Here is a 23,950-nt window from a genome sequence, read left to right as displayed (position 1 = left end):
CCCACGGGGCGGGCGCTCGGCGAGGACGGCTGGCTCGACGTCTGGGTCTGCGACGGCGACTGCGCATGGGAAGCAGCACGCGACGCATAGAACCCACCCAGGCCCAAGGCGCCCGGCCGGCAGCCCCCCGCCACCAACCGCGACCAGACCCAGCAAATCCACTGATTCGGAGAGACCACTTGGACTACGTCGCCCGCCGCTGCCAGATCGACCAGTTCATCGCCGCAGCCACTCCCGACCAGCTTCGCGCCGCCATCCGGGCCGCTCTCGCGGAGACGTCCTCCGCGCACGCTGACGGCCCGGACGTGACGAGCTACGGCATCGACGGCACCCTCCCTCGGGACGCAATCGATGCCGGGTACAGCGCTCGTCGCGACATGGCCGACGACATCGACGCAGCAATGCACGCGGCCCTCACAACGTAGACGGGTCACCGCACGACATACATAAGTTGATATCGGATGCGATTAGGTATAAACTAGTTTTCATGTTGAGACGGTTCTTCAGCACCAAGGAGGCATCCGTGGCCATCGCCCACGCCGAGTTCCATCCCGTCATCGTGGACAACTCCCCGAAGACGAAGACCGGCCAGCCCAACCAGCACCTCCCCGAGGGAGTCGGCCCGGACGCGGTACGCATCGTCCGCGCCGCCGACGTCCGCCCCGGCGACTGGTACCTCGGCACCTGCCAGCAGCCCTCCCCCTCCGGAAGCGGACTCCGCTACAGCACCTACCTCCCCATCGGCTACTCCTCCACCCCCCGCCTGCGCAAGTGGCGCAAGAAGGTCGCCATCGACGGCACCAACTACCGCCTGCGCGCCGACGACCTCGTCATCGTCGTACCGAGGCACCTGATACCCGAAGACGACTGGATGGGCGAGTCCTTCATCTGGGAACCGGGGGACCTCCAGAGCTCCTGAGTGCCTCATCCGCACGGACCCTTATCAACCGAACCAGCCCCAGGAGGCACACCTCGATCAGCAAGCAGCAGGCCGCTGAGCTCAACGCGGCAGCGAAGTTCTACCCCCTCGACCCCGACGAGGACGGCACTCTGCCCTGTGTAAACAACGGCGGCGCCCATACCTACTCCTACTGGAAGCCCGGCTCGGGGTTGTGCATCTCCATCCATCTGGACACCGGTGAGATCCCCGACAGCCTGCTCAGCTCATCCAGCACGGTGCCCATCGAGGTGGTCATCAACGGCGACACAGTGTTCGCCGCTTCCTGACCTGAGTACCCCTCGCCGGACTCAGACCCGTGCGGCGCGGCCTTCCCGCCGCTCCGTCCGTCACCCGGCCGGTCGCCCCGTGAGCCCCCGACCTGCCAGAACCGGAGCCCAGCCAGTGGCCGATCATAGGCCCGTCGTCCCCCAGAGCAGGACGCCTTCACAGGGCAGCGGGCGCATCCCGTCGCCCAACTCCTGCGCTGTATGTGGGATCGAGGAGCGAGAGCATGCGAGCAGGTGGAAGCCCCCTGTGGGATGGCACACCTGGATCCAGCCCACCTCTGCACTGATCTTGGAGCGGATGCGTGCCCGCCGAGCGCGTGCCACTCGCGTCGTCGAGCAGACAAGCAGCACCTCCACGCGCATCTGAAGCAAATCCGCCCGCTGACCCCATCGCGCCCGAGTCGTCGCGCAGGCACTCCGGCGCTCTGAGGTCGGCCGCGCACCTACCAGACCCACACCTGCCCGACACCAATGAGGAGCCGCCGATGGCCCGCACTATCGGAGGGCCGGACTCGTTGCTCTACCGCGCCGTCATCACCGCGACGTACACCGACGAGGTCACCCTCGCGACCGATCAGCGGACCTACGGCCGCAAGAACAAGTCGTTGACGCGTGAGGGCATGACTCTCACCTGGTACGAGGGCCCGTACGACGCGCCCGGCAAGGTCGAGTCCCGCCGCACCATCTGGACCCGCATCTACGAGAAGAAGCCTGCCGCGCGCATGGAGTGCGAGTTGCAGTCCTGCGTCCCCCAGTGGGCGCCCCTACCCGAAGCCAGCTAGGGCGCGCGCCGTGCCGTGCGCCGCCGGTAGCCCCCCGCCCTCTCACCGAGCCACGCCTGGAGACACCGCTGACCATCACCTCTGCCGATACCGCGGCTGCCGCCGCCCGCCGGCTCGACCACCGCGTCGGGCCGCTCGCCGAGCTCGCCGTCGGCGACCTGCCCGCCTGCTTCGCCCGGCTCCGTATCCAGCTGGGACGCCTCACCGGTGACGCGCACTCCACGTACGCCCTCCTCGACATGCCCGACGGTCCCGACGACGCTCTGTGGGAGCGCGGCAAGAACGAGATGATCGCCCTCGCCCACGGCCTCGGCGAACTCCACGCATGGGTGTCCGCGCAGGACTGTCTCCTCGAGCGCTGTGATTGCCGTGCCGACCGGCTCCTGCGGCAGCTGCTCCGCGAGGCCCGCGTTCCGGAGTGCATCGGCCATTCCCCGAAGCTGGGCCGCGCCACCAGCGTCATCGCCGGGCACTTCGAGCCGGACCTGGGCGGCCGCTACGTCCTGGTGGACTACCGCAACAACATCGAGCACGCGGTTCGCTTCCACGGAGGCTGGCGGGCCCGTCTCGTCACGGACGCCGGCGTCTATCCCCTCTACACCTCGCACGAGTACCCGCACACGCCGCTCGGAGGCTTCGACCGCGACACCCGGGCCTGCGTCGACGCCGTCGCCGCCGCCCTGGGCCGGTGACCCAGCGGATGCTGGCCGACCCGGTGGCGCACGCCGTCGCACGCGGCCATGGCGAGAACCACTACGAGACCAAGTGCCGGCTGGCCGGCTGGAGAGGCCATGCGATGCCCCAGGACCTGAAGAGCTTGGACGACCTTCGCGGCGTCATGCAGGACGGCTACACCCCGGAGGACGTCAACCGCGTGTTCAGCCGCATCGAGGAGACCTGCGGTCTGAGCCTCATGTGCGTGTGGGAGATGTGCGACGCCTTCGGCTTCGGCGGCAACTCCGAGTTCTACGTCCAGGCGCCGACCGGTGACCTGCACGCGCTCGTGGGCGACTTGTGGGCCTGGCTCAACGGAGACCCGCAGGACGCCGCGAACCCGGACGCCCCCGGCGCGCCGGAGAGTTGGATCGGAGCGAGGGCTGCCGTAGCCGAGCCCGCATGCGACGACGGGTTCTGCAACGTCGCCTTGGCCTGCGAGTGCGCGCCGGACGGGTCCCTCTGAGGTTCTCGACTGGACAGGTCGAGCGTATAGGTGTAAATTAGTCTTGTTGTAATGACGTCTGCACCCTCGCCGCAACACTCACCCCTGGAGCACGATGACCACCCACAAGGCCCTCAAGGAGAGGTTCGCCGCACTCCCCGACCGGATCACGCGCGAAGAGATCGCCGGCGCGACCTTCCGCAAGGTCACCGGCGTGCAGAACTGGATCAACGCCTATGAGGACTTCCCGCCCGTCGTGGGGAAGCGAGAGCGGTCTGGTGTTCGCGAGCGGGACGCGGTTCTCGTCTGGCTTCTCGAACACGAGAATCTCCTCCAGGAGCGCCGGCCTGGGCCGCGCAACCTCACCGGACAGGTGCGCAGCGCCCGCCCCGGCCGAGTCGTGACCGTTGTCGACCTGACCAGCGTGCTGGGGGTCAACCGCGCGGCCGTAACCCATTACGCGAAGACGGCCCCCGAGGGAAGCGCGGACCCCTTCCCGCCGTACACGGAGCGGGGCCGACAGTCCGTGCGGTCTTGGCCGGCTGTGCGGTCCTGGCTGCTGCGCCGGGACGACCCCCTGCCCCAGGGCGACACATCCTGGGAAGATCTGCAGAAGTGGCTGCTGGCTGTGTACGAGGTGGACAAGGACGACGAGAGCCTCGGCCACGACGAGCACGGCCTGACCGTGGCGCAGCGCGACGTCCTGGAGCGCGTTCGCGTGGCCAAGGCGGCCCGACGCCGCGTGCCTGCTGAGTGGGCGGCGGAGGTGCTCGGCCTTTCCGGGCCGAAGGATGTGGCGCGCCTGCTGGCTGCCCCGGTGGCTCCGGCGCCGCTGGCGGAGCACCTGGGGCCGGCTGCCCTGGCGCGCGAGGTCGGCATCTCGGAGCGGAGCCTTGATGGGTATGCGCGGCGATACCCGGCCGGATGCGCCGACCCGTTCCCCGCCAAGGGTGACGACGGCCTTCGCAGCGTCGCGGATGTCCGCGCCTGGCTGGCACGTACCGGCTCGCTGGTGCAAGGCTCCTGACCTCACCGTCTGCCGCGTTCAACGCACCTCTCGCGGGCCCTTGTCGCCCCGCCACCGGCCTGACCGCCGGAGGCGGGGCGACTGCCGTTTCCGAGAGGCCGGCACGCGGGGACCCCTGGCGGCACCCAGCATCGCGACACATAAAAGTTTGAATAATCGGCCACCTTCATATATACTTTTATGTGTCAGCGGGAATCGGTCCCACTGGCAGCCGCCCCGCCTCGCGCGGAGAAGCAGCACATTCCGACCGGTTGCGCCGGTCGATGACCGCCGTCCCGACGTACGCACCCCCATCCCCCTGGCGTGCGCGGGGCGGCGGGCCCCACTCCCGCGCTGCCGCGCATCCCTGCCACGGAGGCTCATGTGACGCTGCTCGACACCCTGTTCGCGCCCGGCGACGTGCAGGATGCGATCACTGCCGGGCACGTTGTCCGCACCGAGCACCCCGACCTGCCGCTGGCGCTCTACAGCTACACCCGCGCCTGCCAGTACTCCTCGGCGTGGACCGCGGTGACCACCCGGTGCCGCGGCCTGATCGTCGACGAGCGCACCGGCTCTGTTGTCGCCTGGCCCTTCGAGAAGTTCTTCAACACCGCCGAGCACGACCTCGGCCGGTCCTACGCCCCGCCCCTCCCGGACGAGCCCTTCCGCCTCTACGACAAGGTCGACGGCTCGCTCGGCATCGTCTTCTTCTTCTTCGGCGGCCGCTGGCACGCGGCGACGAAGTGCGCCTTCAACTCCCGCGAGGCGCAGTGGGCGCAGCGGTGGCTCGACGCCGGGGACACCACCGGTCTGCGGCCGGGTACGACGTACCTGGCGGAGATCGTCTTCCCCGGCAACCGGGTCGTGGTGGACTACCGCGGCCGCACCGACCTCGTTCTGCTGGCCGCCTTCGACTCCGACGGCGCCGAGCTGGACCTGGACACTGCGGCCGGTCACTGGAAGGGCGTCGGGTCGGTGGTGCGCTCCTGGCCCGCGATGGAGCTCGCCGAGCTGATCGCGAACACCGAGGCCAACCAGAGCGCCGATGGCACCCCGGCCTCGGGCCTGGACGCCGAGGGCTACGTACTGCGGTTCAACTCCGGAATGCGGGCCAAGGCCAAGCTCACGGAGTACGTGCTGATGCACCGCACGGTCAGCGGCACCACCGAGCGGACGGTGTGGCGGCACCTGGGCGTGGAGAAGTTCCATGCCCAGCCCGCCAAGGCCGTCGCCCGGGCGGTGCGCTGCTCGGAGTCGGAGGTAAACCGTCTGGCCGCAACCGCGTCAGGCCCTCTGGAGGTCCTGCTGGCCGGTGTGCCGGACGAGTTCGACGCGTGGGTGCGCGATGTAGTCGTGCGCCTGGAGGCCGAGTTCGATGAGACCACCGAGGTGATCAAGGAGACGTTCGAGCGTCATCGTCACCTCGTCGGCGATCGCGAAGCCTTCGCCACCGCTGCCCGCGCCTACGCGCCGCTCATCCGCAGTGCCCTGTTCCTGCTGCGCGACGGCGCGGACATTCCCCTGCACCTCTGGAACGGCATCCAGCCCCGCTCGGCTCACGCCTGAGCCTGCCGCGGGCCTGTCACCGCTCGGCCGCCGACTCAACTCCCCGACGTCGGCGGCCGGGCGGCACCCGCCCGGCCCCTCCCATCTGGCCCTGAATCTCCACCGTCTCGGAAAGGCCGGCCCTTCTTGCCCCACCACCACACCGCCAACAGCGTCTGCGCGGCCTGCGAGGCCACCGGCCTTCCGTACGTCAAGGCCCGCGACCTCAAGCCCGGCATGCTGATCCAGGACCGCTTCAAGCCCGGCCCGTACACCGAGTACCAGGTCGGCGAAGTCGGCGACGTCGAGATCGACCCCCTAGAGGGCGAGGACGGCGAGGAGCCCAGCGTGTTCGTGCGGTGGAACTTCGCCTGGCACCGGCGCTACCGCGGCGACCAGCTGCTCGCCGAGGAAACCGGCGACTGGCGCGTGACCCACGTCGCCATCGGCCATAGCGAGTACTTGCCGCTCGAGCCCGGCAGCGTCCAGCGCCCCGCAGACCCGCCCCCCGCGGAAGCCCCGTAGCGGCAGCTGGCCGCCCCTGTGCGGCGGCCGGCTGCCGCCGCCCGGCCAGCGTTCCGCCGCATCCCGAAACGGCCGGCGCGTACGCGCCACGGCCGGACGCTCCAGCAGAGCGGCGCCGAGAACTCCCGACTCCCTTGAAGGACCTTCATGCCCCCGACCTCCGTTCCCCGCCCCGCGCTGTACCCGGCGGCTGGCACCCTTGTCGGCCTGGCTCTGGGCGATGCGCTGGGCTACCCCACCGAGTTCGACGACGTAACAACGATCCTGGCCGGTCACGGACCCTGGGAGCAGATGTCCCTGGCCTCTCCGGCGCTCGTCAGCGACGACACACAGATGGCCCTGGCCGTCGGCCGCGCGCTGACCGCCGCGCAGGGGCACGGCTGGCTCAGCCCCGCGCTTCTTGCGCGGGCGCTGGCCTTGGAGTTCGTGCGCTGGTACGACTCTCCGGACAACGACCGGGCTCCGGGCATCACATGCCTGCAGGCATGTGCCCTGCTGAAGTCGGGGACACCATGGCTGTCGGCCACCCAGGCCGGTTCCAAGGGCTGCGGCGCAAACATGCGCGTCGCCCCGGTCGGCCTCGCCCCCGGGCTCGACGCCGAGGAGCGCGCCGGGGCCGCGCAGTTGCAGGCCGCGCTCACCCACGGCCACCCCACGGCGCTGGCTGCGTCCGACTTGACCGCCCACGCGGTGCACCTGCTCGCCGGCGGCACCGAGCCGGCCCGCCTGCCGGGCCTGCTGCGGCAGTACGCGCTCTCGAACCGAACCCGGTATCACGAGCAATGGCTCGGCGAGCTGTGGACGCGCGGGCCGGCCCGGACTCCTTCCGGGTTCATCGCCCGCGGCTGGGACGAGGTCCTCGCCGTACTCGACCGTCTCGACACAGCCCTTGCCAGCCCGCGGCCCGATGCCGACCCCTGCCTGGCCACCGGCGAAGGCTGGATCGCCGAGGAGGCCCTGGCCACCGGCCTGCTGTGCTTCCTCCTCTTCCCCGACCAGCCGCTCACCGCGCTGCGCCGCGCAGCCTGCTCCTCGGGCGACTCGGACTCCATCGCCTGCCTGACCGGTGCGTTCGCCGGCGCCCACCACGGCCTCGCCGCATGGCCGGCCGCCTGGTCAGGGCGCATCGAGTACCGCAACGAGCTGATCACCCTCGCCACCAGCTGGGACCACTGAGCCCGCCCCACTACCTGCACAGGAGCGCCGTGCCCGTTTCCCACCCGCCCCGCCACCCGTCCATCGACCCCACGCGGCCGAGCCCGACCGGCAGCTTCGCTGTCCGCGTCGTACGTGCCGGCGGTACCGAGACCCGCATCGGGCCCATCGACGACCTCGCCCTGGCCGACCGGATCCAGGACTTCCTCGCCCGGCAGACGCACAGCACGCGCCCGGACGCCTACGGCTGCACCGCCACCGTTTACCCGTACGACTGGCAGCACCAGCACCTTCCGCTGGTGCCGACGGAACCCGGTGAACTCCGCGAGGTCCTGGATGACCCCGAGCAGGGGATCGGCGGTCTGTTCCCGGACGTCTGGGACCGGATGTGCGCGCAGCTGCCCTACCCCGACGCCCGGAATGCGTTCGACCAGGCCATGGACATGCCCCGGAGCAGCACGGGCGGGCTTGCGGCCCGGCCGGGCGTGCACGCGGCGCCTGGGCGGAAGGCCGGCGGGACCGCTTCGATCGAACTGACGCTGGCCGACGGGACGAAGGCCCGGTGGACGATGCCGAGCACCGACCCCCGCCTGGACCAGGTCGAGCGCCTCCTCGGCTCCCCGGACACTCTCATTCCCTGACGCGTCGACGTCACCGCACGGCCTGCCGACCGGCCGCGACCGCGGCAGCCGCTCCGGACCGGTCGACCAATCGGCCGGCCGGTTCCGTGCCCCCCACCTACCAGGAGGACGATGCCCACGCCCCCGGCACAGCAGCAGGACCGGGCCTCATCCCCGACGACCTACCTCGGGACCGCGGTCCCCGACGACATCAAGGCCCAGTGGCACCGCTGGGAAGCAGCTCACTGGCGCCGCATGCGCCACATGGCCGCCAACGACATCTATCCGCCCGACCAGCCGTTCTCCGTGCGCCCGCCCGCGGGGATGTGCCGCGTGCACCACCAGCAGTGGATCGCCGAGCGCGACCGGATGTACAACCCGCGAACCGGCCACTGCTGGCCGGGCTTTCCGGGATCGCCGTTCCGGCCAGTCGACCGCGATCTGAACTGTGAGAGCGAGCCGCGCCGCTGTGACTGGGACCGCAAGGCGGCCGAGCAGATGCAGCAGGTTGAGGCGGTCTGTCTCTCCGGCCGCTCACCGCAATGCAGCAACAACGTCCCGGTCTGGGTCCCGCGACCGCCTGCCCGCCGGACACCGTTCTTTCCCCCTTACCGCCTTGGAGGATCATGACCGCAATTCGCTGGGGCCAGCCCGAACAGCTTCTGACCGAGGCGCCCGAGACCTTCCTCGGCGTCGAGGTCCCCGAGGACATCAAGGCGCAGTGGCAGCGGTGGGAGGGCACCGACTGGCGCCGCAACCGCTACTGGGGCACGAACAACCTGTTCCCGCCCGACCAGCGGTTCTCCGTGCGCCCGCCGCAGGACATGTGTCCGAAGCACCGCGCGGGCTGGACGAAGTGGCGCAACCACCGCTTCGACCCCGTCACCGGCAACCGGTGGCCCGGCTGTCACGGATCCCCCTTCACCCCGATCAGCCGCGACCTGGACCGGGTGCGCAACGAGCGCCGATGCGAGTGGGAGGAGAAGTGCCGCGGCCAGATGCTCATGATCGAGGGGTTCTGCCGCAACCGCCGCAACTGCGGCGATGCCGCGTGACCTTCCCCCGAAACCGAGATGGAGCTCCCCCTGACCACGTCCGACCGAGCCGTCCGGCTCGCTGAGATCCAGGCCCGCGCGGCCGACAACTCCGCGGGGGACCTGGCCTTCCTCACCGACGAACTCGCCCGGCTCAAGGACCGCTTCGACGAGGCCACCGCGCGCAACGGCGAGCTGATCGAGGAGCTTTCGCGCCTGCACCACGTCCACATCCACCCCCTCGCGGGCACGTTCTGCCGCACGTGCGCGGCCGAGGTCGAGGATGTCCGCGACGGCTGCCCCTCTCACTCACCGACGCGCATCGTGCGGGCCCTGCTCGTGCGCCACGCCGAGCTCACAGCGCGGTTCACCGTCCCGCTCGACGGTCCGGCCCCCGAGGCCGATCCCGAGCACCGACGGCAGCTGGCCGGCGAACGCGCCCGCCTCGCCGTGGACCTGCTCGACGAGACCTGCGCCCTGCTCGCCCCTGCGATGCAGACCCCGGGCCGTATCCAACTGCACCCGGGCCACCGGCCCGGCTGCGCACCGTTCGACTGCCGGTGCGGCTGTCCGCGTGGCCGGGCCTGCCCGGACTGCCGCCGCTGCACCTGCTGGAGCACCGAGTGCCGGCCCACCCGGGACGGCGACGACGCCGCAACTGCGGGCAAGGAGTGCGGCACCTGCGGGGACACCACCTGCACCGCGCCGGGGACCGAGGCGCACCTGTACTGCGTGCTGTGCAAGTGGCCGCACGGAGAGCACCGGTTCGTCGAGTGCGACAGCTTCACCCCCGAGGCCGCGACCCGGCCGTCCCATCACGCCTGACGGGCCACCCGGCTCGGTTTAGCTCGGTCCCTTCCGGGCTGCGTCGGCCGGGGCCGGCGCCGGTCTCGCAGGGCTGCCCGCTTCTTCCCCCTTGTAATTTTCGTGGAGGCCGTTCATTCCTGCTCTGCTCACCCCGATACCGGGCCTGTTCGACGAGGCTGCGGGCGATCCCTTGGTCGACTACGTGATCAACTGGGGTCGCGGTGTGGACTCCACCGCCTACCTGGTGGCCATGCTCGACGACCCTGCAGCCCACGGCGTCGATCTCGAACGAACGTGCGTGATCACCATGGCGACCGGCGACGAGTGGCCCGACTCCGATGCCGATGCCGAGCACTACATCCTTCCCCTGCTCAAGAACCGCGGGGTCCGGCTGGTCCAGCTGGCCCGCGGCGGACAGCCTGCCTCGGCCGGCATCGACGTCCTGGACGACTCCCGCAGCCCCGAGCGTCTCATCCGCCGCGGCCGGTGGTCGCTGTGGGACGAGATGGAGGCCACCGGGACAGTCCCCCAGCAGGGAGGAGTCCGAAAGTGCAGCATTCGCTCGAAGGCCGACGTGGGTGACCGATGGGTGAAGCTGCCCACGGGCGGCCGCCCGTTCCGGCAGATGATCGGCTTCAACGCCGACGAGATCGGTCGCAGTGAGCGTGACCGCCGGGAGAACAAGAACCCGCTGCGCACAGGCGTCTACCCGCTCATCGAGTGGGGCTGGGGCCGGCAGAAGTGCGAGGACTTCCTCCTCGACCGCCTCGGAGTGCGCTGGAAGAAGAGCTACTGCACGTTCTGCTGCTTTCCGGTCTCCATGGGAGCGATGGCGGCGCACCTGGACCGGATGCGAGCCTTCCCCGACATCGCCGGGCGAGTGCTGCGCCTGGAGTACACGGCCATGCGGCTGAACCCCAACGCGCGCCTGTTCGGCCGCCATTCACTGCACAGCAAGTTCGACCCCGCGCGCAGCGAGGACGGTCCGGTCCTGGAGGCGTTCGCCCAGGAGCTGACCTCGTGCCCGTGGGCCGTCTACCACCTGCGCCGCCTGCTTCCGCCGAGCACCAACGACCCCGCCGCCCCAGGCGAGTGGCTGCGCTCGGTCCGCCGGCTACGCACCGGCCAGCCCGCGGACCTGGCCCGCACCGTGGAGCGGGTGGGCGGGCGGATCGGTGCCCGGCTGGAGTACGAGGAGCAGTTCGGATCAGTGCGCGCGTGGAAGCGGGAGCGCGGGCAGGCCCTTCCGGTGACCGAGGAGTTCCTGGTCAGCGCGCCTGCGTTCGTCGCCGACAAGGAGAAGGACGTCTTCGCGAAGAAGTGGGCGCGGTACACCGATGCGGAGCCCACCCTCCAACTGACAATTAAAAGTTGACCCGCAGGCACGTCCTGATATATGCTTTTAATTGTCAACACGTTCCGGCGGGTCATCCCGCCGGATCCGGGACGAGCCAGGATCGCGCCGACTGCGAGCGCCCGCCGTCCCCTCCGCCTGCCGCGACTCCCCCCGAGGACACCGCATGCCTTCTTCCCACGCGCGCTCCACCGCGACCACCACGGCGTGGCCTTCCCTGCGCCGCCAGCGCGACGAGAGCGCGACGTGGGCTGCCGTGTCCCGCGCACTGGAGCAGGCCGGTGTCGCGGCCGCCCAGTTCAGCCTTCCCGCGGCCGACCGGGTCCGCGCCAGCCGCGGGCACCTGACCGCGGCCCGCTTTCTGTACCACTGCATCGCTGCCCGGTACGTGGCAGACGCGAGGACCGGCATCGGCCGTGCCTGGCGACGCCGCCAGGTCCGGCGCAGCGTCTACACCCGGGCCTTCGAGCAGGCAGAGAGCTACCTGTTCGCGGTGGAGACAAACCCGCACGTGATCGCCAGCTTCCTCCCCCCGCTCTACGAGCCCGCCGACTGGTTCCCGCTCCCGCTCCTGGATCGACGGGGCCGCCACCGCGCGGCATCCATGGCCTGACCCGGCTTCCGGCCACCCGTCCATCTGCCATCGGAGGACGCATGCCCCTGAGCCTCACCGAGTTCAAGCGCCGCGCCATGCAGTGCACCGACTTCGAGGTCGAGAACCACCGACTCCCCCACCGGTCGGGCCCTGCACGGTGATCAGCATGAACTCCACCGGCGTCCGGGCCATCCGCCCGGACGCGACGAACGAGGAGAGCTTCACGGCCTGGCCCTACGCGCGGCTTTGCCGGATCGAGGGCAACCGGATGACGTTCCTGCACGACGGCGAACACGCGCCCAGGCACAGGAAAGGAGAGCTGCCCTGGAAGCATCCCTCGACTACTTCCGCAAAGCCGAACTCGAGCGCGAGGCGCTCCACGCGCAAGCCGACGAGATCGGCCGTCACCTGACCGCCGCCCTCAACGAGGAGGGTGTCGAAGGCGGCGGATGGACCCACCAGACCGAGCCCGGGTACTACTACCTCAGCTTCGACCTGCTTCACCCCCGCGGCCTGCACCTGGCTCTGCGACACGAGAAGACCCACCTCAAGGGCAGCGCAGGTCGGATGCTGACCGTCAGCGGGGTCTACCCAGACGGATACTGCGGATTCCGCGCGGACCCCATCAACGTGGGCATCGGTACGGCGGCCGGCCACATGGCGCGCCGCATCACGCGGAACCTGCTGCCGGACTACCTCACCACGCTCGAGGTCGCCCTGGCCCAGCAGCGCCAGGACAAGCTGGACGAGCAGAATCGCCGGACGCTGAACCGGCAGATGGAGCAGGCGCTGCCGGCACTCCACGCTACGGGTCATGAGCCCGACTACACCAGGGCCGCCCGTACCTCCTCCTACTGGTACACCAGCCTGCCCACGGTGCCCGGCTCCCGCCGGGCTCTGGTCTCGGGCCGGGTGCGGTTGAGCTCCAGCGGCACCGAGGCCGAGGAGCTCCGTCTCACGGGCGTGCCCCAGGACCTGCTGCTGGAGATCCTCGCCCTGCTCAACCCGTCGCGGCCCATCGAGGGCCGGATCATGCCGCGCGCCGTCGCCCCGGCCCGGCGTCCTCTGTCCGCGACCCGCATCATCCCCGGCGAGGTGGTCGGTGCCGCTGAACGCGCTGCGCCCGGCGAAGTAGCCGCGCTCGCGCCGGCTGCGGCAGACGGTGCGCAGCCCGCGCTGCCGGGCGCCCGGCGCGAGGCGGCATGGCACCGCCTCCTCATCGACCCCGCACCCGCCGAGCAGCCGCAGTACGCCGATGCGGTGTCCCCGCGGCCCCGTACCTGGGAGGCACCGACTGAACCGTCCTGACAGCCCGTCCCCGAAGCGGTTCAGCGCCGCCCAGCCTCCGCCTCGCTTCCGCGCCCTCCGCTCCGGCGGGGGTGCCTTCGGCGAGGCGATCGCCGACACCTGGCACCGCACGTACGGCTCCGGCCGCATGGACATCCCCGCCGGCGTCGTCGCGGCCCTGGCTCTGTGGCCCATCAAGTCCGACGGGGCCAGGCACGCCCAGCTGCTGACGGACTTCTTCGCGGCCCAGCCCGCGGACACGTGGCCGGGAACCGTCCGCGAGGCCACGGCCGCGCACTGGGTCCGACGTCCGGACCTGATCAGCACCGCCGCGCCGATCCTGCGGTGGGCCGAGGACGAGCACTCCCCAGACCTGCTGTACGCGGTCAGGGCCGTGGCCCTGACCGCGCTGAAACACGGGGTCCTGTTCCACACCGGCGCCAGCGACCCTGCGATGCGGTCCGACACGGACCTGATGTCCTGGACGATCACGGCTCTGCGCCACCGTGGGGACCGCGCCTGGCTCGGCGAGTTCCATACTCCCCCCGAGCTCGCCGAGGCGATGAACCGCATAGCCATCGGCGACAACCCGCCCACCGTGAGCTCGCTGTACGAATGCGCCGGCGGTACGGGAGGCATGTTCCGGGTAGCAGCCCAGCACCTGCGAGAGCGCAACGTCGACCCGCAGCGGTGGACCTGGCATCTGCAGGAGCTCGACCCCGTCGCGGCAGCCGGCGCCGCGGTGAACTTCCTGATCTGGGACCTGGGCCCGAAGGCCACCGTCGCCTGCGGCAACACCCTCAGCCAGCCGGACCTGTACGAACGCTCCCTCGGGGACCGGGCCGAGCTCGACGAACTCCGCGACCGTCTCGTCGGCCGTGCCGCCACCGCCGCCGCGCACCTGCGGGTCCTGCGCACTCTCGGGGACCTCGGCGTCAGCGCCCCACGCCCGCCGGCCAGAGAGAGCAGCCAGAGCGCCGCTTGACCTGCGCGCCGCGCTTCACGTCCCTTCCCACACCTGCACGAAAGGGCTTCCGTTTTGCCGCATCACGTCATCCAGTTCAGCGGCGGCATCGGCTCCGCGCTGACCGCAGTGCGTGTCGCCGAGCGTCACCCGGGCGAGCAGATCACTCTGCTGATCGCCGACACACGAGTCGAGGATCCCGATCTGTGGCGCTTCTCCGAAGACGTGGCCGGCCTGCTGGGCGTGGAGCTCACGGTGGTCCGGGACGGCCGTACGCCCTGGGAGGTCTTCGCCGACCAGCGGTTCCTGGGCAACGACCGGCTCGCCCCCTGCACCTTCCACCTCAAGCAGAAGCCGTGCCGAGAGTGGATGGAGAAGCACGCGCCGCCGGGGGACACCATCGCCTACGTGGGCATCGAGCCCAACGACCGCGACCGGCGCCGCCGCCAGGCCATCGCCCGCAACTGGCAGCCGTGGCGTACCGAGTTCCCGCTCGCCGACGGCCCCGACGCCACCAAGGACGCGCTCCTGGACGAGGTGCGTGCCCTGGGGATCCGGCCGCCGCGCCTGTACGAACTGGGGTTCTCGCACAACAACTGCGGTGGGGCCTGCGTGCGCGCGGGGATCCGCCAGTGGCGCCACCTGCTCGCCACTCTGCCCGAGCGCTACGCGGAGGCAGAACTCCAGGAGGAGCGGCTGCGCGCACAGCTCGGCGACGTCGCGATCCTGCGCGACCGCCGGGGTGGGAAGTGCCGGCCGCTGCCGCTGGCGGCCCTGCGCGAGCGGGAAGAGACCGCAGCCGGCACGGCTTGAGAATGGCCGCGGCCTCACTGCATCGCGTGGGGACCGGGCTGTTACGGCAACCCGAGCGCGACGTGGGGCGACCAGTGCCTCCCTCAGTGCGGCACGAAGTGATCCCGGCCGCTCGTCGTCTGAGGCGATGCCCCTCTCCTCCGATCGTCATGTGCGCGCCGCGCTACCGGCCTTGAGAAGGCGGACCCCTCACCACTCGACACATTAAAGTTGACACAACAAGCTCATAGGAGTAATATTAGTTCTGTCGAGAGGGGCGAGGGAATCGCCCCGCAGGACTAGTCGAGGAGTCGCTCTTGTCTCACGCTCTTGAGGTTCACGCTGATGGCACCGCTTCCTTCGTCTCCGCCAACGGGGTCGACGCCTGGCACCGGCTGGGCACCGTCACCCGGGGCGCGCTGACCGCCGAGGAAGCCCTGGAGAAGGCGTATCTGTCCGGCTGGAACGTCCGCAAGATCGGCGACGTCCGGGCCACCGAGTACACCGAGAACGGCTTCACCGTCATCGAGTCGCCGGACGACTTCTTCACCGTCCGCACGAACCCCAAGACCGGCATCACCGAGCGTCTGGGCACCGTCGGCAGCAAGTACGAGCCCGTTCAGAACGAGGCCCACGCCGAAATGCTCAACCTCCTCGTGGACGAGTCCGGCGCGAACTTCGAGACGGCCGGATCCCTCCACGGCGGCAAGCAGGTCTTCGTGACCATGAAGCTGCCCATGGGCGTCCAGGTCGGCGGGTTCGACCGCCACGACCTCTACCTCTCCGGTCTCAACAGCCACGACGGCAACAGCGCCTTCCGCCTGCTGCTCAGCCCGACCCGCATCGTGTGCGCGAACACCCAGGCCATGGCCCTGAAGGACGCCGAGGCGTCCTACTCCATCCGCCACACCGTGGGCGCCAAGGGCAAGATCGCCGAGGCGCGCAAGGCCCTCGACATCGTCTTCGCCTACCGCGACGCCTTCGAGCGCGAGGCCGAGAAGATGATCAACGAGACTCTGACCCTCGGCGCGTTCGAGAAGGTCTGCGAGCAGATCTGGGGGCTCACTGAGCCGAACCCGGGCAAGCGCATGGTGGAGAACCACCGCCTGCGCATGAACACCCTGCGCAACCTCTTCGAGAACGCGGAGACCCAGGCGTCGATCCGTGGCACCCGGTGGGCGGGCTACAACGCGATCACCGAGTACCTCGACCACCACGCCCCGGCGGGCAAGGACGCAGTCAAGGCCGCCGAGGCCCGCGCCACGCGGACCCTGACCACCTCCAGCAAGGCCACCAAGGAGAAGCAGCAGGCGTACGACCTGCTGGCTCTGGCGGCCTGACGGGTCCGGGCCGCCGGGAGCACCCCGGCGGCCGCCCCGGCCGCCTTCGCCCAGTCGCGGAGCGTGGCGGCAGCCTCCGCCCACCCGCCCGCCTGCCGAATGGAGTCCCACGTTGACCCTCGCTTCGTCGGCCGCGGAATCGTTCGGCCACGGAGTCAGCTACCACGATGGCGGCCGACTCCTCCATCTCGCCGCCACCCCCTGGCGGTACGACTCATGGGCTGGAGCTCCCCGGAGCCCCTTTCCGGAGCTCCGGCTCCCCTGCCACATCCAGGCTGCGCAGGCCCGGTGCGGCCGCCGCCTCACCTGGCAGTCCGGCACCCCGCTCCCCGACGAGGCGCGCCCCCGCTGCTCCACCTGCTTCACCGCGGACAGCCCCTGAAGAGAGCCACACCCCTTCCCGTCTACAGGCCGTTGCGGCGCCGGCCGTTCACGCCGAAGCAGGAGAAACACCCCCCTGAACCCCGATACACACCCCTGGGCGGGCCGTTGGTCCTTCACCAGCGTCTCCGGAGTCACCTCCGGCACAGCCCGCACCGGTTCGTTCCGGGAACTGAGCTCGGCCATCTGCCGGGCGGCCCAGGAATCGCTGGGCGGCCTGAGTGAAGACGAAGGCGACGCGATGGACGACGCGTGGAACAGGTTCATCGGCAAGCTGGAACTCTGCGCCGAGACCGTGGCCACCGCAGTCGGCCGCTGGCGCTACAAGGCAGACGGGTGGGCGGACATCGAGACGACCTACCAGCGGCTCGAACCCGCAGGAAGCCCGTCGGCCCCGATCTACTCCCTCGTCCGCTTGTCCGCCGAGTGCACGTCTCTCTACACCCTCGACGCCCCCGACCTGTCGCCCGGCAACACCGAGCTCGCTCTGCCCCTGCGCCCGGCCAGCGCGATCGTCACCTACACCAGCCGCGACGGCCGATCCTGGCAGATCGACGCGATCGACATCATCGGTCGCCTCGTCCAGGACGACGAGAGCCTCTCCGAACGCTCCCGCCGCCAGCGCTACCACGTGGAGACCGACCCCCTCACGGTCGCCACCGAGTTCCGCACCGACGGACCGGAGTGGTTGCGCGAATTCGCCTCCACGGTCCGCACGCCGTCGCCGTCCGGACGGCACGAGCGAGACGCAGCGTAACGCCGGTGTAGAACGGCGCCGTCCATCTGGCGGGCCGGGCCCGCGATTCCCCGTACTTCTACCTGCCCTGCCGCCACGGCTGCGGCGCCCAGCCGATGGCCAGCGCTCCCCTCTCGTTCCTTCCCACCCGACTGCCAGCCGGCACGGACGCGCGGACCGGCCCCCTTGCCCCCGCCACGCGAGCGGAGCCCCAGAAAGGCCCCCTTGACCCAGCTCACCTACACGCACGAGCACGGCACGCGCACCTTGCACTACTCGCTCACCGACGCCGACGGCGCCCCGTTGGACTCCGGTATCGCCGACGTGCCTCCGATCCTGCCCCGCCGCGCCGCCCTCACGTATCACGCGGAAGAGGGCTCGCCCTGGGAGCTCTCGCGCATCCGTCTGCGCGGTCCCCGTTCGAAGGCTGCGCCAGCGGTCGCACCCGGTGCGCAGCTGCACGACCAGTCGTACTTCGTCGGCCCCGGCGATCACTTCTGGCAGACCGCCCCTGCCTGGGTGCGGGCGCTGGCCGAGCGGCACCGCCGCCTGCCCGCTTCGCACCCTGCTGCCTCCAGCAGCTGAGCCGCGCTTCTTGCTCTCCGGCTTCGTTCCCGTTCGGATTCCTCGACGCAAAGGACAGTTCTTGATCACGTTCCCCGACGCCGTCAACTACATCGCCAACCGCGCCAGCCTCGGTGACCTCGACCTCTTCGAAGAGGCGGCCCGGCAGCGCCAGGCCACCTTCAACCAGGAGCGCATGAAGGCGCTGGCCGTCGGCGACGAGGTCCGTCTCGGCAGCCTGAAGCCGGCGTACCTCAACGACCTGCAGGGCACCATCCGCAGCCTGAACACCTCCGGGCGCAGTCCGCAGGCCACCGTCAACCTCGACGCCGCCTCCACCTGGCTCCTCAGGAGGCAGTCCAAGTTCATGGACCGCATCCCCGACGGCGCCGAAACGTACCCGGTGACCGTGCCGCTGGCCTGCGTGTTCTCGGTCTGACCGATCCTCCGCACCACCTCGCTTCCCGCCGACGAAAGGGCACCCGCTTGACCACCTCCACGCTCACCGAAGTCCGCGCGACCGATATCGCCACCTTCATCCGCGACCACGCCACCCCGCAGGACCTCGAGGTCCTCCGCGAGCTGCGCCGCCTGCGGCGGGAGGTCCAGTGGACCGTGCAGGGCAGCCTCGTGCGGGAGGGATCCATCGTCGAGATCCACAACATGCGCCCGAACTACCTCAACGGCCTCATCGGCACCGTTACGAGCACCGGCAAGAGCCACAAGGGCGAGACCATCGCCAGCCTGCGCCTGGAACCCGCCTCGGCCGCACGCCTCGCGAAGGCCCGGCGCAACGCCACGGACCACCTCGACGGCATCCCGCTGAGTTCGTTGACCCCCCGCACCTGACGCTTCGTCTCCACCCGGCGGGCTCGAGTCGCCCGGGCCCGCCGCCCCCGCCCCCGCCCCCGTTCAAGGGAGACGCCCCATCACCGCGACCATCGTCAACGGCCTGAAGGTCCTGGAAGTGCAGCCGGCCGAGGCCCGCATCAGCACGCCCGACAAGCCGGTCACCTTCAAGCAGACCGTGCTCCTCCTCCTCGAAGACGGCACCGAGATGTTCGGCTGCGCGCACGCGGACTGCGTGTACACCCACCACACGCTCGAAGGTGTCCGCCCGCACCTGAAGGTCCACAAGCCCACGCCCCCGGCCGAGCCGACGGACCCGGCCGACATGAGCGTGCGTGACCTGCTTCAGCTCGCCTCCTCCGCCGAGCAGATCGGCGCCGAGCTGAAGTCCACCGCCCGCGAGCGCGACCGGGCCATCGAGGACCGCGACCACTGGAGGCGGCGCGCGAAGAGCTCCGAGCGGCAGCTCCGGACCATCCAGAACGCGCTGCGCCCCGTGGCCACCGCGTGACGCCCCAGGCAGGGGGACACCACCCCCGTTCCACGGCTTCTTCCGCCACCACCCCGGAGCTCCTGCGTATGACCTGCGACCGCAGTGACTGGTCGGTTCAGCTCTTCACCCCGGACGCCACTGCCTACGGCCCCTACGCCGGGCTGGCCCCCGCACGGTGGAACCCGTACGACGCGCCGCTGTTCACCCGCGCGACCGCCGAGCAGATCGTGCACGACCTCCACCGCGACACCTGCGGCCTGACCGCAGCCTGGGACGGCGACCGCCTGCACTTCGACTGGACGGCTGACTACGACGGCACCGGCGGCAGCGAAACCGTCAACCCCGACCAGCACGGCCGGTACGCCATCGGCCGGTGGCCCTGGCAGGACTGGGACGAGGACATCGCGCAGACCGTCGGACAGGCCGCCTACGCCCGCGGCGTGGCCGAAGCCCGCCTGCCGGAACCGACGCCGATGCCGGACGGGCTCGCCGAGTTGTACGCCGACGGCCGCGCCGAGGCTCTGCGTCTGACGCCCTCGCCCGCCCGAAGCCCCGGCCCCGCCGCCGTGAACGCGACCTGACCGCCCCCGACCGTAAGGACCTTGCCCTTGACCCTCGCCACCGGCACCGCCCTGGCCAGCCGCGACGACTACTCCCAGGCCATCGCCCTCGTCCGCCGCGCCTCGGCCGCGTACCACATCAGCGGGGAGAGCCCGCTGGACGACGCCACCTACGACCTCCTGCGCCAGGACGTCGCCGCGTACGAGACCGCGCACCCCGAGCACGTCAGCGAGGACTCCCCAGCCGGGAAGGTCGCCGAAGGCGCGCTCGCGCCCGGCGCCGTCGCGCACACCGTGCCCATGGGCTCCCTGAACAACGTCACCACCCCCGGGGAACTCGCCTCCTGGTACGCCAAGCTCGACACCGCCCTCTTCTGCGGGCTGACGGTGGAGAACAAGCTCGACGGCGTGGCGCTGGCCGCCCGCTACGTCGACGGTCGTCTGGTCGAGCTGCTGCTGCGCGGCAACGGCCGGCACGGCGACGACGTGAGCCACGCTATCGGCACCATCACCGGTCTGCCCGAACAGCTCGCCCAGCCCTACACCTTCGAGGCGCGGGGCGAGGTGGTCTTCACCTACGAGCAGTACGAGCAGGCGAACGCCATCCGCGCGCAGCACGGCGCGAAGCTGTTCTCCAGCCCGAGGGCCGCCGCCGCGGGCACGCTGCGCGCTACCAACCGGCCCTACCGGCTGGAGATGACCTTCTTCGCGTACCACGCCGTCGCCCTGCCGCTGGGCACCGGTATGCCCCTGCCGCCGGTGGAGACCCAGGCGCAGCTGATGGAGCAGGTGGCCTTTGCCGGGGTGCAGACCACGGCGGCCACCCCGCACGGGCTGCGCGTCGTCGCCACGGTCGAGGAGGCGCAGCAGCTGGTGGAGAAGACCGCGGCGGAGCGCGCCGGGCTGCCGTTCGGCATCGACGGCGTGGTCATCAAGGCGAACTCGCTGATCCAGCAGGCTGCGGTGGGAAGCGACGCGCGGGCCCCGTTGTGGGCGGCGGCCTACAAGCTGGCCCCGGCCGAGCGGATCACGACGCTGGAAGACGTGAAGTGGAGCATCGGCAAGACCGGTGTCCTGGCGCCGCGCGCGGTCCTCGCGCCGGTCGAGCTCGGAGGGACGACGGTCACCTCCGCGACGCTGCACAACGTGGCGGACATCCAGCGGCTGGGGCTGTGTCTGGGCGATGCGGTGACCGTGATCCAGGCCCAGGACGTGATCCCGCGTGTGCTCGCGCCGGTCGTGCACCTGCGCACCGAGGCGATGCGGCCGATCGAGATCCCGTCGGTGTGTCCGGAGTGCGGTGGGACGCTGGACCGGCGCGAGAAGCGGTGGCGGTGCGCGGCGACCGCCGTGGGCACGGCCGCGTGTGGTCTGCCGTCGGCCTTGCACTACGCGGGCCACCGGGACCAGCTGGACATCGACGGGCTGGGCCCGTCGGTGATCGCCGGTCTCATCGACGGCGGGCACGTCGCGGACGTGGGTGACCTCTTCGCCCTCTCCCCCGCGCAGCTGAGGAAGGCCACTGGCGACAGCGTGGTGCTCGCGGACAAGCTCGCCGCGCAGATCGAGGCGTCCAAGTCCCGTCCGCTGCACCGGGTGCTGGCCGCTCTCGCGGTGGCGGGCACCGGCCGGGAGCTGTCGGAGCGTCTGGCGGCGCACTTCGGTTCCATGGAGGCGTTCCTGGCGGCCGACACCGTCGCGCTGATGGCCGTGGACGGCATCGGCGTCAAGAAGGCCCGGCAGATCGTCTCCCAGTTTCCGCGACTCGCCCCGATCGTGGCCAAGCTCGCTGCGGCGGGCGTCAACCTGACCGGACCGCGCCCGCAGGAGAACGGGGACACCGGGCCGGAGGGGCCGCTGTCCGGGATGTCGGTGGTGGTGACCGGGACGATGTCGGGCACGCTCGCCAAGCTCGACCGGTCCGGGATGCGGCAGCTGATCAAGGCGGCGGGCGGAAACCCCTCGGAGAGCATCACCAAGAAGACGAGCCTGCTGGTCGTCGGGCAGCGCGCCGGGTCCAAGGTGGCCAAGGCCGAGAATCTCGGCGTCACCGTGATCGCTGAGGACGACTTCGCTCGACAGGTCGCCGCCTTCCTCGACGCCGCCGTCGGCGCCGTAGCTGCCGATCGCCCCTGACGCTCCCCGAGTCGGGGCGGCCCTGGATAGGGCCGCCCCGACACGCGAGCAGGCAGCCGCAGCTCCCCACCTCCTCTTTCCTTTGCCGCGTGGTCGTCGCACTCGCGGAATCCCAGCGGAATCCCCTCGACCCCTGGAGTCCTCCTTTGATGTCCCGCGTCCAGCCCGGGCCGCTCCTGGCGCCCGCGTCGGTCACCTTCACCGCCCTGCCCCGGGCCGCGCTGAGCGTGTGGCGCTGGAAGCTCACGATCGCGGTGCTCCCCGTAGCCCTGGTCGTGGCCGGCGTCTTCGGTCTGCTCGTGCCGCTGGCGCGGCCGTCCGTGCCGGCCTGGCCGGGCCTGGCCTTCGCCGGCGCGCTGCTGGCGGGCGCCGCGTTCCGCTGGTGGCGGCTCAAGGCCGCTTGGGCGATCAGCGGCTACACCCTCGCCGAGGACGAACTGCTCTACCGCGGCGGGCTGTTCCGCCGCTACCTGTCCGCGCTGCCGTACGGGCGGATCCAGACCGTCGAGGTCGGGTCCGGGCCGCTGCAGCGCAGGTTCGGGCTGGCCACCGTGAAGGTGGCCGCCGGCACGTTCCACCAGCTCGTCGTCCACGACGTGCCGACCGCCGAGGCGGAGGAGATCCGGGACGCTCTGACCCGGCTCGCCACCGAACGGCAGGTGTCGCTGTGAGCGAGCCCGCCGTGATCGAGGGCCGGCTGCACCCGGTCACGCCGTGGCGCCGGGCCTGGGCACTGACCTGCGCGGTCGTGGCGTTCGTCTTCCGGGACCTGCCCGAGTGGTTCCGCCAGGCGCAGCACTGGCCCCGGTGGTTCCTGGTGCTGGTGGCCGCGCTGGTCTCCCTGGCCGGTGCGGCGTACGGGTCGTGGAGGGTGACCTCCTACCGGCTGACCGCCGATGCCCTGCACTACCGGACGGGGATCCTCTTCCAGCGTCGGCGCCGGTTCGAGCTGAAGCACCTCCAGGCCGCCGACATCCACCGGCCGCTGCTGGGACGGCTCTTCGAGGTGTGCACGCTGCACCTGTCGGTGTCCGGCCAGAGCAATAACCTGGCTTACCTGAACCACGACCAGGCCGAGCAGTTGCGCGCGGCGCTGGTGGAACGGATGTCCGCCGATGCGCTCGCACCTCGTGCGCCGGGGAGTGAGCCGGCGCACGAGGAGGGCGGGCAGGTGCTGCTGGCGGTGCAGCCGAAGACGCTCGCCCTGTCGCTGGTGATGGACGCGAGCACGATGCTGAAGGCCGTCCTGCTGCTGGTGTCCGGTCTGGTGCCGTACGCGGTGTCGAAGGAGCCGTTTGCCCTACTGTCCGTGGCGGGCGTGCTCGGGCCCGTGTGGCGGATGACCGGAAGGCTGTGGCCGCGCTGGCACGGGTGGACTCTCACCCGGGAGCCGGGCGGTTACCGCGCCGACTTCGGCCTGTTCGACACCCGGCACCAGACCTTCCGCCACGCCCGTACCCAGGCCGTCGTTCTGGAGCAGCCGTGGCTGTGGCGCGGCCGGGACTGGGTGCGGGTGCTGGTTGCCACCGCCGGATACCGGCAGCCCCAGATCCTCGCGCCGGTCGCCACCCGGGAGGAAGCCGAGCGGCTGGTGGCCGAGCTCCTCGGCCAGCGGGCGGTGGAGGTCATGAACGCCTCGGAGCCCGCGCCGCGTCGTGCTTGCTGGGCAACCGCGTTCAGCAGGGCACTGTCCTACCGGGTGGACAGCGGTCATGTCTCGGTGTGGCGGGGGATGTTCCTGCGCAACGAAATCCACCTCGCCCCGGTGGACAAGATCCAGAAGGTCGTGGCCGCTCAGGGCCCGTGGCAACGTCGCCTGTCCCTGGCCACCGTGTGGATCCACTTCGCCGGCGGCGAGGCGGCGGCCGCCTGTCACCGCGATGCGGCCGAGGCAATCGCGATCACTGCCGACCTGCGCCGCCGTGCTGGGTCTGCACCCGAAGCCGCAGACCCAGCACGGCGGCGCCGTGCCGGTCTGACCTGACTGTCTTCGTCCCCGAGCCGGGGGTGGCCTTGTGCCACCCCGGCTTCGCCGT

30 protein-coding genes are annotated in these 23,950 nt (G+C 70.9%); 29 read left to right on the top strand and 1 reads right to left on the bottom strand.

Going from position 1 to position 23,950, the window contains the following annotated elements; genetic code table 11:
* The first annotated feature begins 179 nt into the window (after positions 1-179).
* The 15 genes from ACIQU4_RS28700 to ACIQU4_RS28630 all read left to right on the top strand — a co-directional run bounded on the left by ACIQU4_RS28700 (position 180) and on the right by ACIQU4_RS28630 (position 11,830).
* Positions 180-425, top strand: coding sequence for a hypothetical protein (locus ACIQU4_RS28700; protein WP_403736572.1), 246 nt, complete (start codon positions 180-182; stop codon positions 423-425).
* Positions 426-487: 62 nt separating this feature from the next.
* Positions 488-919: a hypothetical protein gene (locus ACIQU4_RS28695; protein ID WP_403736570.1), complete on the top strand. Its 432-nt coding sequence runs from the start codon at positions 488-490 to the stop codon at positions 917-919.
* Positions 920-1,712: 793 nt separating this feature from the next.
* Positions 1,713-2,009, top strand: a complete 297-nt coding sequence (locus ACIQU4_RS28690) for a hypothetical protein (RefSeq protein ID WP_403736567.1) — start codon at positions 1,713-1,715, stop codon at positions 2,007-2,009.
* The gene (locus tag ACIQU4_RS28685) at positions 1,982-2,701 is read left to right on the top strand and encodes a hypothetical protein (RefSeq protein ID WP_403736565.1); all 720 of its coding nucleotides are present in this window, start codon (positions 1,982-1,984) and stop codon (positions 2,699-2,701) included. The genes ACIQU4_RS28690 and ACIQU4_RS28685 overlap by 28 nt, the downstream gene beginning before the upstream one ends.
* Positions 2,698-3,189, top strand: coding sequence for a hypothetical protein (locus tag ACIQU4_RS28680; RefSeq protein ID WP_403736563.1), 492 nt, complete (start codon positions 2,698-2,700; stop codon positions 3,187-3,189). Before ACIQU4_RS28685 ends, ACIQU4_RS28680 begins: the two co-directional genes overlap by 4 nt.
* Positions 3,190-3,283: 94 nt before the next feature.
* A complete protein-coding gene (locus tag ACIQU4_RS28675; protein ID WP_403736560.1) occupies positions 3,284-4,195 on the top strand; it encodes a hypothetical protein in 912 nt (303 codons plus the stop codon).
* A gap of 363 nt (positions 4,196-4,558) precedes the next feature.
* Positions 4,559-5,743 (top strand): RNA ligase, encoded by a 1,185-nt coding sequence (locus ACIQU4_RS28670; RefSeq protein WP_403736557.1) that lies wholly within the window; start codon positions 4,559-4,561, stop codon positions 5,741-5,743.
* 126 nt (positions 5,744-5,869) lie between these two features.
* Positions 5,870-6,247: a hypothetical protein gene (locus tag ACIQU4_RS28665; protein ID WP_403736554.1), complete on the top strand. Its 378-nt coding sequence runs from the start codon at positions 5,870-5,872 to the stop codon at positions 6,245-6,247.
* A gap of 147 nt (positions 6,248-6,394) precedes the next feature.
* Positions 6,395-7,423: an ADP-ribosylglycohydrolase family protein gene (locus ACIQU4_RS28660; RefSeq protein WP_403736551.1), complete on the top strand. Its 1,029-nt coding sequence runs from the start codon at positions 6,395-6,397 to the stop codon at positions 7,421-7,423.
* Positions 7,424-7,452: 29 nt separating this feature from the next.
* Positions 7,453-8,043, top strand: a complete 591-nt coding sequence (locus ACIQU4_RS28655) for a hypothetical protein (RefSeq protein ID WP_403736549.1) — start codon at positions 7,453-7,455, stop codon at positions 8,041-8,043.
* 111 nt (positions 8,044-8,154) lie between these two features.
* Complete coding sequence (locus ACIQU4_RS28650) at positions 8,155-8,652, top strand: hypothetical protein (RefSeq protein ID WP_403736546.1); 498 nt, start codon at positions 8,155-8,157, stop codon at positions 8,650-8,652.
* Positions 8,649-9,077, top strand: coding sequence for a hypothetical protein (locus ACIQU4_RS28645; RefSeq protein WP_403736544.1), 429 nt, complete (start codon positions 8,649-8,651; stop codon positions 9,075-9,077). The genes ACIQU4_RS28650 and ACIQU4_RS28645 overlap by 4 nt, the downstream gene beginning before the upstream one ends.
* Before the next feature lie 18 nt (positions 9,078-9,095).
* The gene (locus ACIQU4_RS28640; protein ID WP_403736541.1) at positions 9,096-9,881 is read left to right on the top strand and encodes a hypothetical protein; all 786 of its coding nucleotides are present in this window, start codon (positions 9,096-9,098) and stop codon (positions 9,879-9,881) included.
* Positions 9,882-10,053: 172 nt separating this feature from the next.
* Entirely contained in the window at positions 10,054-11,238 is a 1,185-nt protein-coding gene (locus tag ACIQU4_RS28635) for a hypothetical protein (RefSeq protein WP_403736538.1), read from the top strand.
* A gap of 145 nt (positions 11,239-11,383) precedes the next feature.
* Entirely contained in the window at positions 11,384-11,830 is a 447-nt protein-coding gene (locus tag ACIQU4_RS28630; protein ID WP_403736536.1) for a hypothetical protein, read from the top strand.
* Between the two features lie 216 nt (positions 11,831-12,046).
* On the opposite strand, the gene ACIQU4_RS28625 is transcribed toward ACIQU4_RS28630, so the two are convergent.
* Complete coding sequence (locus ACIQU4_RS28625) at positions 12,047-12,346, bottom strand: hypothetical protein (RefSeq protein WP_403736532.1); 300 nt, start codon at positions 12,344-12,346, stop codon at positions 12,047-12,049.
* A 33-nt stretch (positions 12,347-12,379) separates the two neighbouring features.
* Here ACIQU4_RS28625 and ACIQU4_RS28620 point away from each other — a divergent pair, with 33 nt between their 5' ends.
* From ACIQU4_RS28620 to ACIQU4_RS28555, 14 genes are all read left to right on the top strand, one after another.
* Complete coding sequence (locus tag ACIQU4_RS28620) at positions 12,380-13,120, top strand: hypothetical protein (protein WP_403736530.1); 741 nt, start codon at positions 12,380-12,382, stop codon at positions 13,118-13,120.
* 127 nt (positions 13,121-13,247) lie between these two features.
* Positions 13,248-14,084 (top strand): N-6 DNA methylase, encoded by an 837-nt coding sequence (locus ACIQU4_RS28615; protein ID WP_403736527.1) that lies wholly within the window; start codon positions 13,248-13,250, stop codon positions 14,082-14,084.
* A gap of 54 nt (positions 14,085-14,138) precedes the next feature.
* Entirely contained in the window at positions 14,139-14,876 is a 738-nt protein-coding gene (locus ACIQU4_RS28610) for a hypothetical protein (RefSeq protein WP_403736525.1), read from the top strand.
* Positions 14,877-15,172: 296 nt separating this feature from the next.
* Complete coding sequence (locus ACIQU4_RS28605; protein ID WP_403736522.1) at positions 15,173-16,195, top strand: DUF932 domain-containing protein; 1,023 nt, start codon at positions 15,173-15,175, stop codon at positions 16,193-16,195.
* A 112-nt stretch (positions 16,196-16,307) separates the two neighbouring features.
* Positions 16,308-16,577 carry a hypothetical protein gene (locus ACIQU4_RS28600; protein ID WP_403736519.1) on the top strand — a complete coding sequence of 90 codons (270 nt, stop codon included), beginning with the start codon at positions 16,308-16,310 and terminating at the stop codon, positions 16,575-16,577.
* Between the two features lie 240 nt (positions 16,578-16,817).
* Positions 16,818-17,333: a hypothetical protein gene (locus ACIQU4_RS28595; RefSeq protein ID WP_403736517.1), complete on the top strand. Its 516-nt coding sequence runs from the start codon at positions 16,818-16,820 to the stop codon at positions 17,331-17,333.
* A gap of 204 nt (positions 17,334-17,537) precedes the next feature.
* Entirely contained in the window at positions 17,538-17,897 is a 360-nt protein-coding gene (locus ACIQU4_RS28590; RefSeq protein WP_403736515.1) for a hypothetical protein, read from the top strand.
* Positions 17,898-17,958: 61 nt separating this feature from the next.
* The gene (locus ACIQU4_RS28585) at positions 17,959-18,315 is read left to right on the top strand and encodes a hypothetical protein (RefSeq protein ID WP_403736512.1); all 357 of its coding nucleotides are present in this window, start codon (positions 17,959-17,961) and stop codon (positions 18,313-18,315) included.
* 47 nt (positions 18,316-18,362) lie between these two features.
* Positions 18,363-18,725, top strand: a complete 363-nt coding sequence (locus ACIQU4_RS28580) for a hypothetical protein (protein ID WP_403736510.1) — start codon at positions 18,363-18,365, stop codon at positions 18,723-18,725.
* 118 nt (positions 18,726-18,843) lie between these two features.
* Positions 18,844-19,236, top strand: coding sequence for a hypothetical protein (locus ACIQU4_RS28575; RefSeq protein WP_403736507.1), 393 nt, complete (start codon positions 18,844-18,846; stop codon positions 19,234-19,236).
* Between the two features lie 68 nt (positions 19,237-19,304).
* Entirely contained in the window at positions 19,305-19,799 is a 495-nt protein-coding gene (locus ACIQU4_RS28570) for a hypothetical protein (RefSeq protein WP_403736504.1), read from the top strand.
* A gap of 27 nt (positions 19,800-19,826) precedes the next feature.
* Positions 19,827-21,914 carry an NAD-dependent DNA ligase LigA gene (ligA, locus tag ACIQU4_RS28565; protein ID WP_403736503.1) on the top strand — a complete coding sequence of 696 codons (2,088 nt, stop codon included), beginning with the start codon at positions 19,827-19,829 and terminating at the stop codon, positions 21,912-21,914.
* A gap of 149 nt (positions 21,915-22,063) precedes the next feature.
* Positions 22,064-22,585: a PH domain-containing protein gene (locus ACIQU4_RS28560; RefSeq protein WP_403736501.1), complete on the top strand. Its 522-nt coding sequence runs from the start codon at positions 22,064-22,066 to the stop codon at positions 22,583-22,585.
* Positions 22,582-23,898 (top strand): PH domain-containing protein, encoded by a 1,317-nt coding sequence (locus tag ACIQU4_RS28555; protein WP_403736497.1) that lies wholly within the window; start codon positions 22,582-22,584, stop codon positions 23,896-23,898. The genes ACIQU4_RS28560 and ACIQU4_RS28555 overlap by 4 nt, the downstream gene beginning before the upstream one ends.
* The last annotated feature ends 52 nt before the right edge of the window (positions 23,899-23,950 follow it).

This window comes from Streptomyces sp. NPDC090741, from assembly GCF_044769045.1.
Taxonomy (GTDB): Bacteria; Actinomycetota; Actinomycetes; order Streptomycetales; family Streptomycetaceae; genus Streptomyces.
This window is presented reverse-complemented; position numbering and strand designations above follow the sequence as displayed.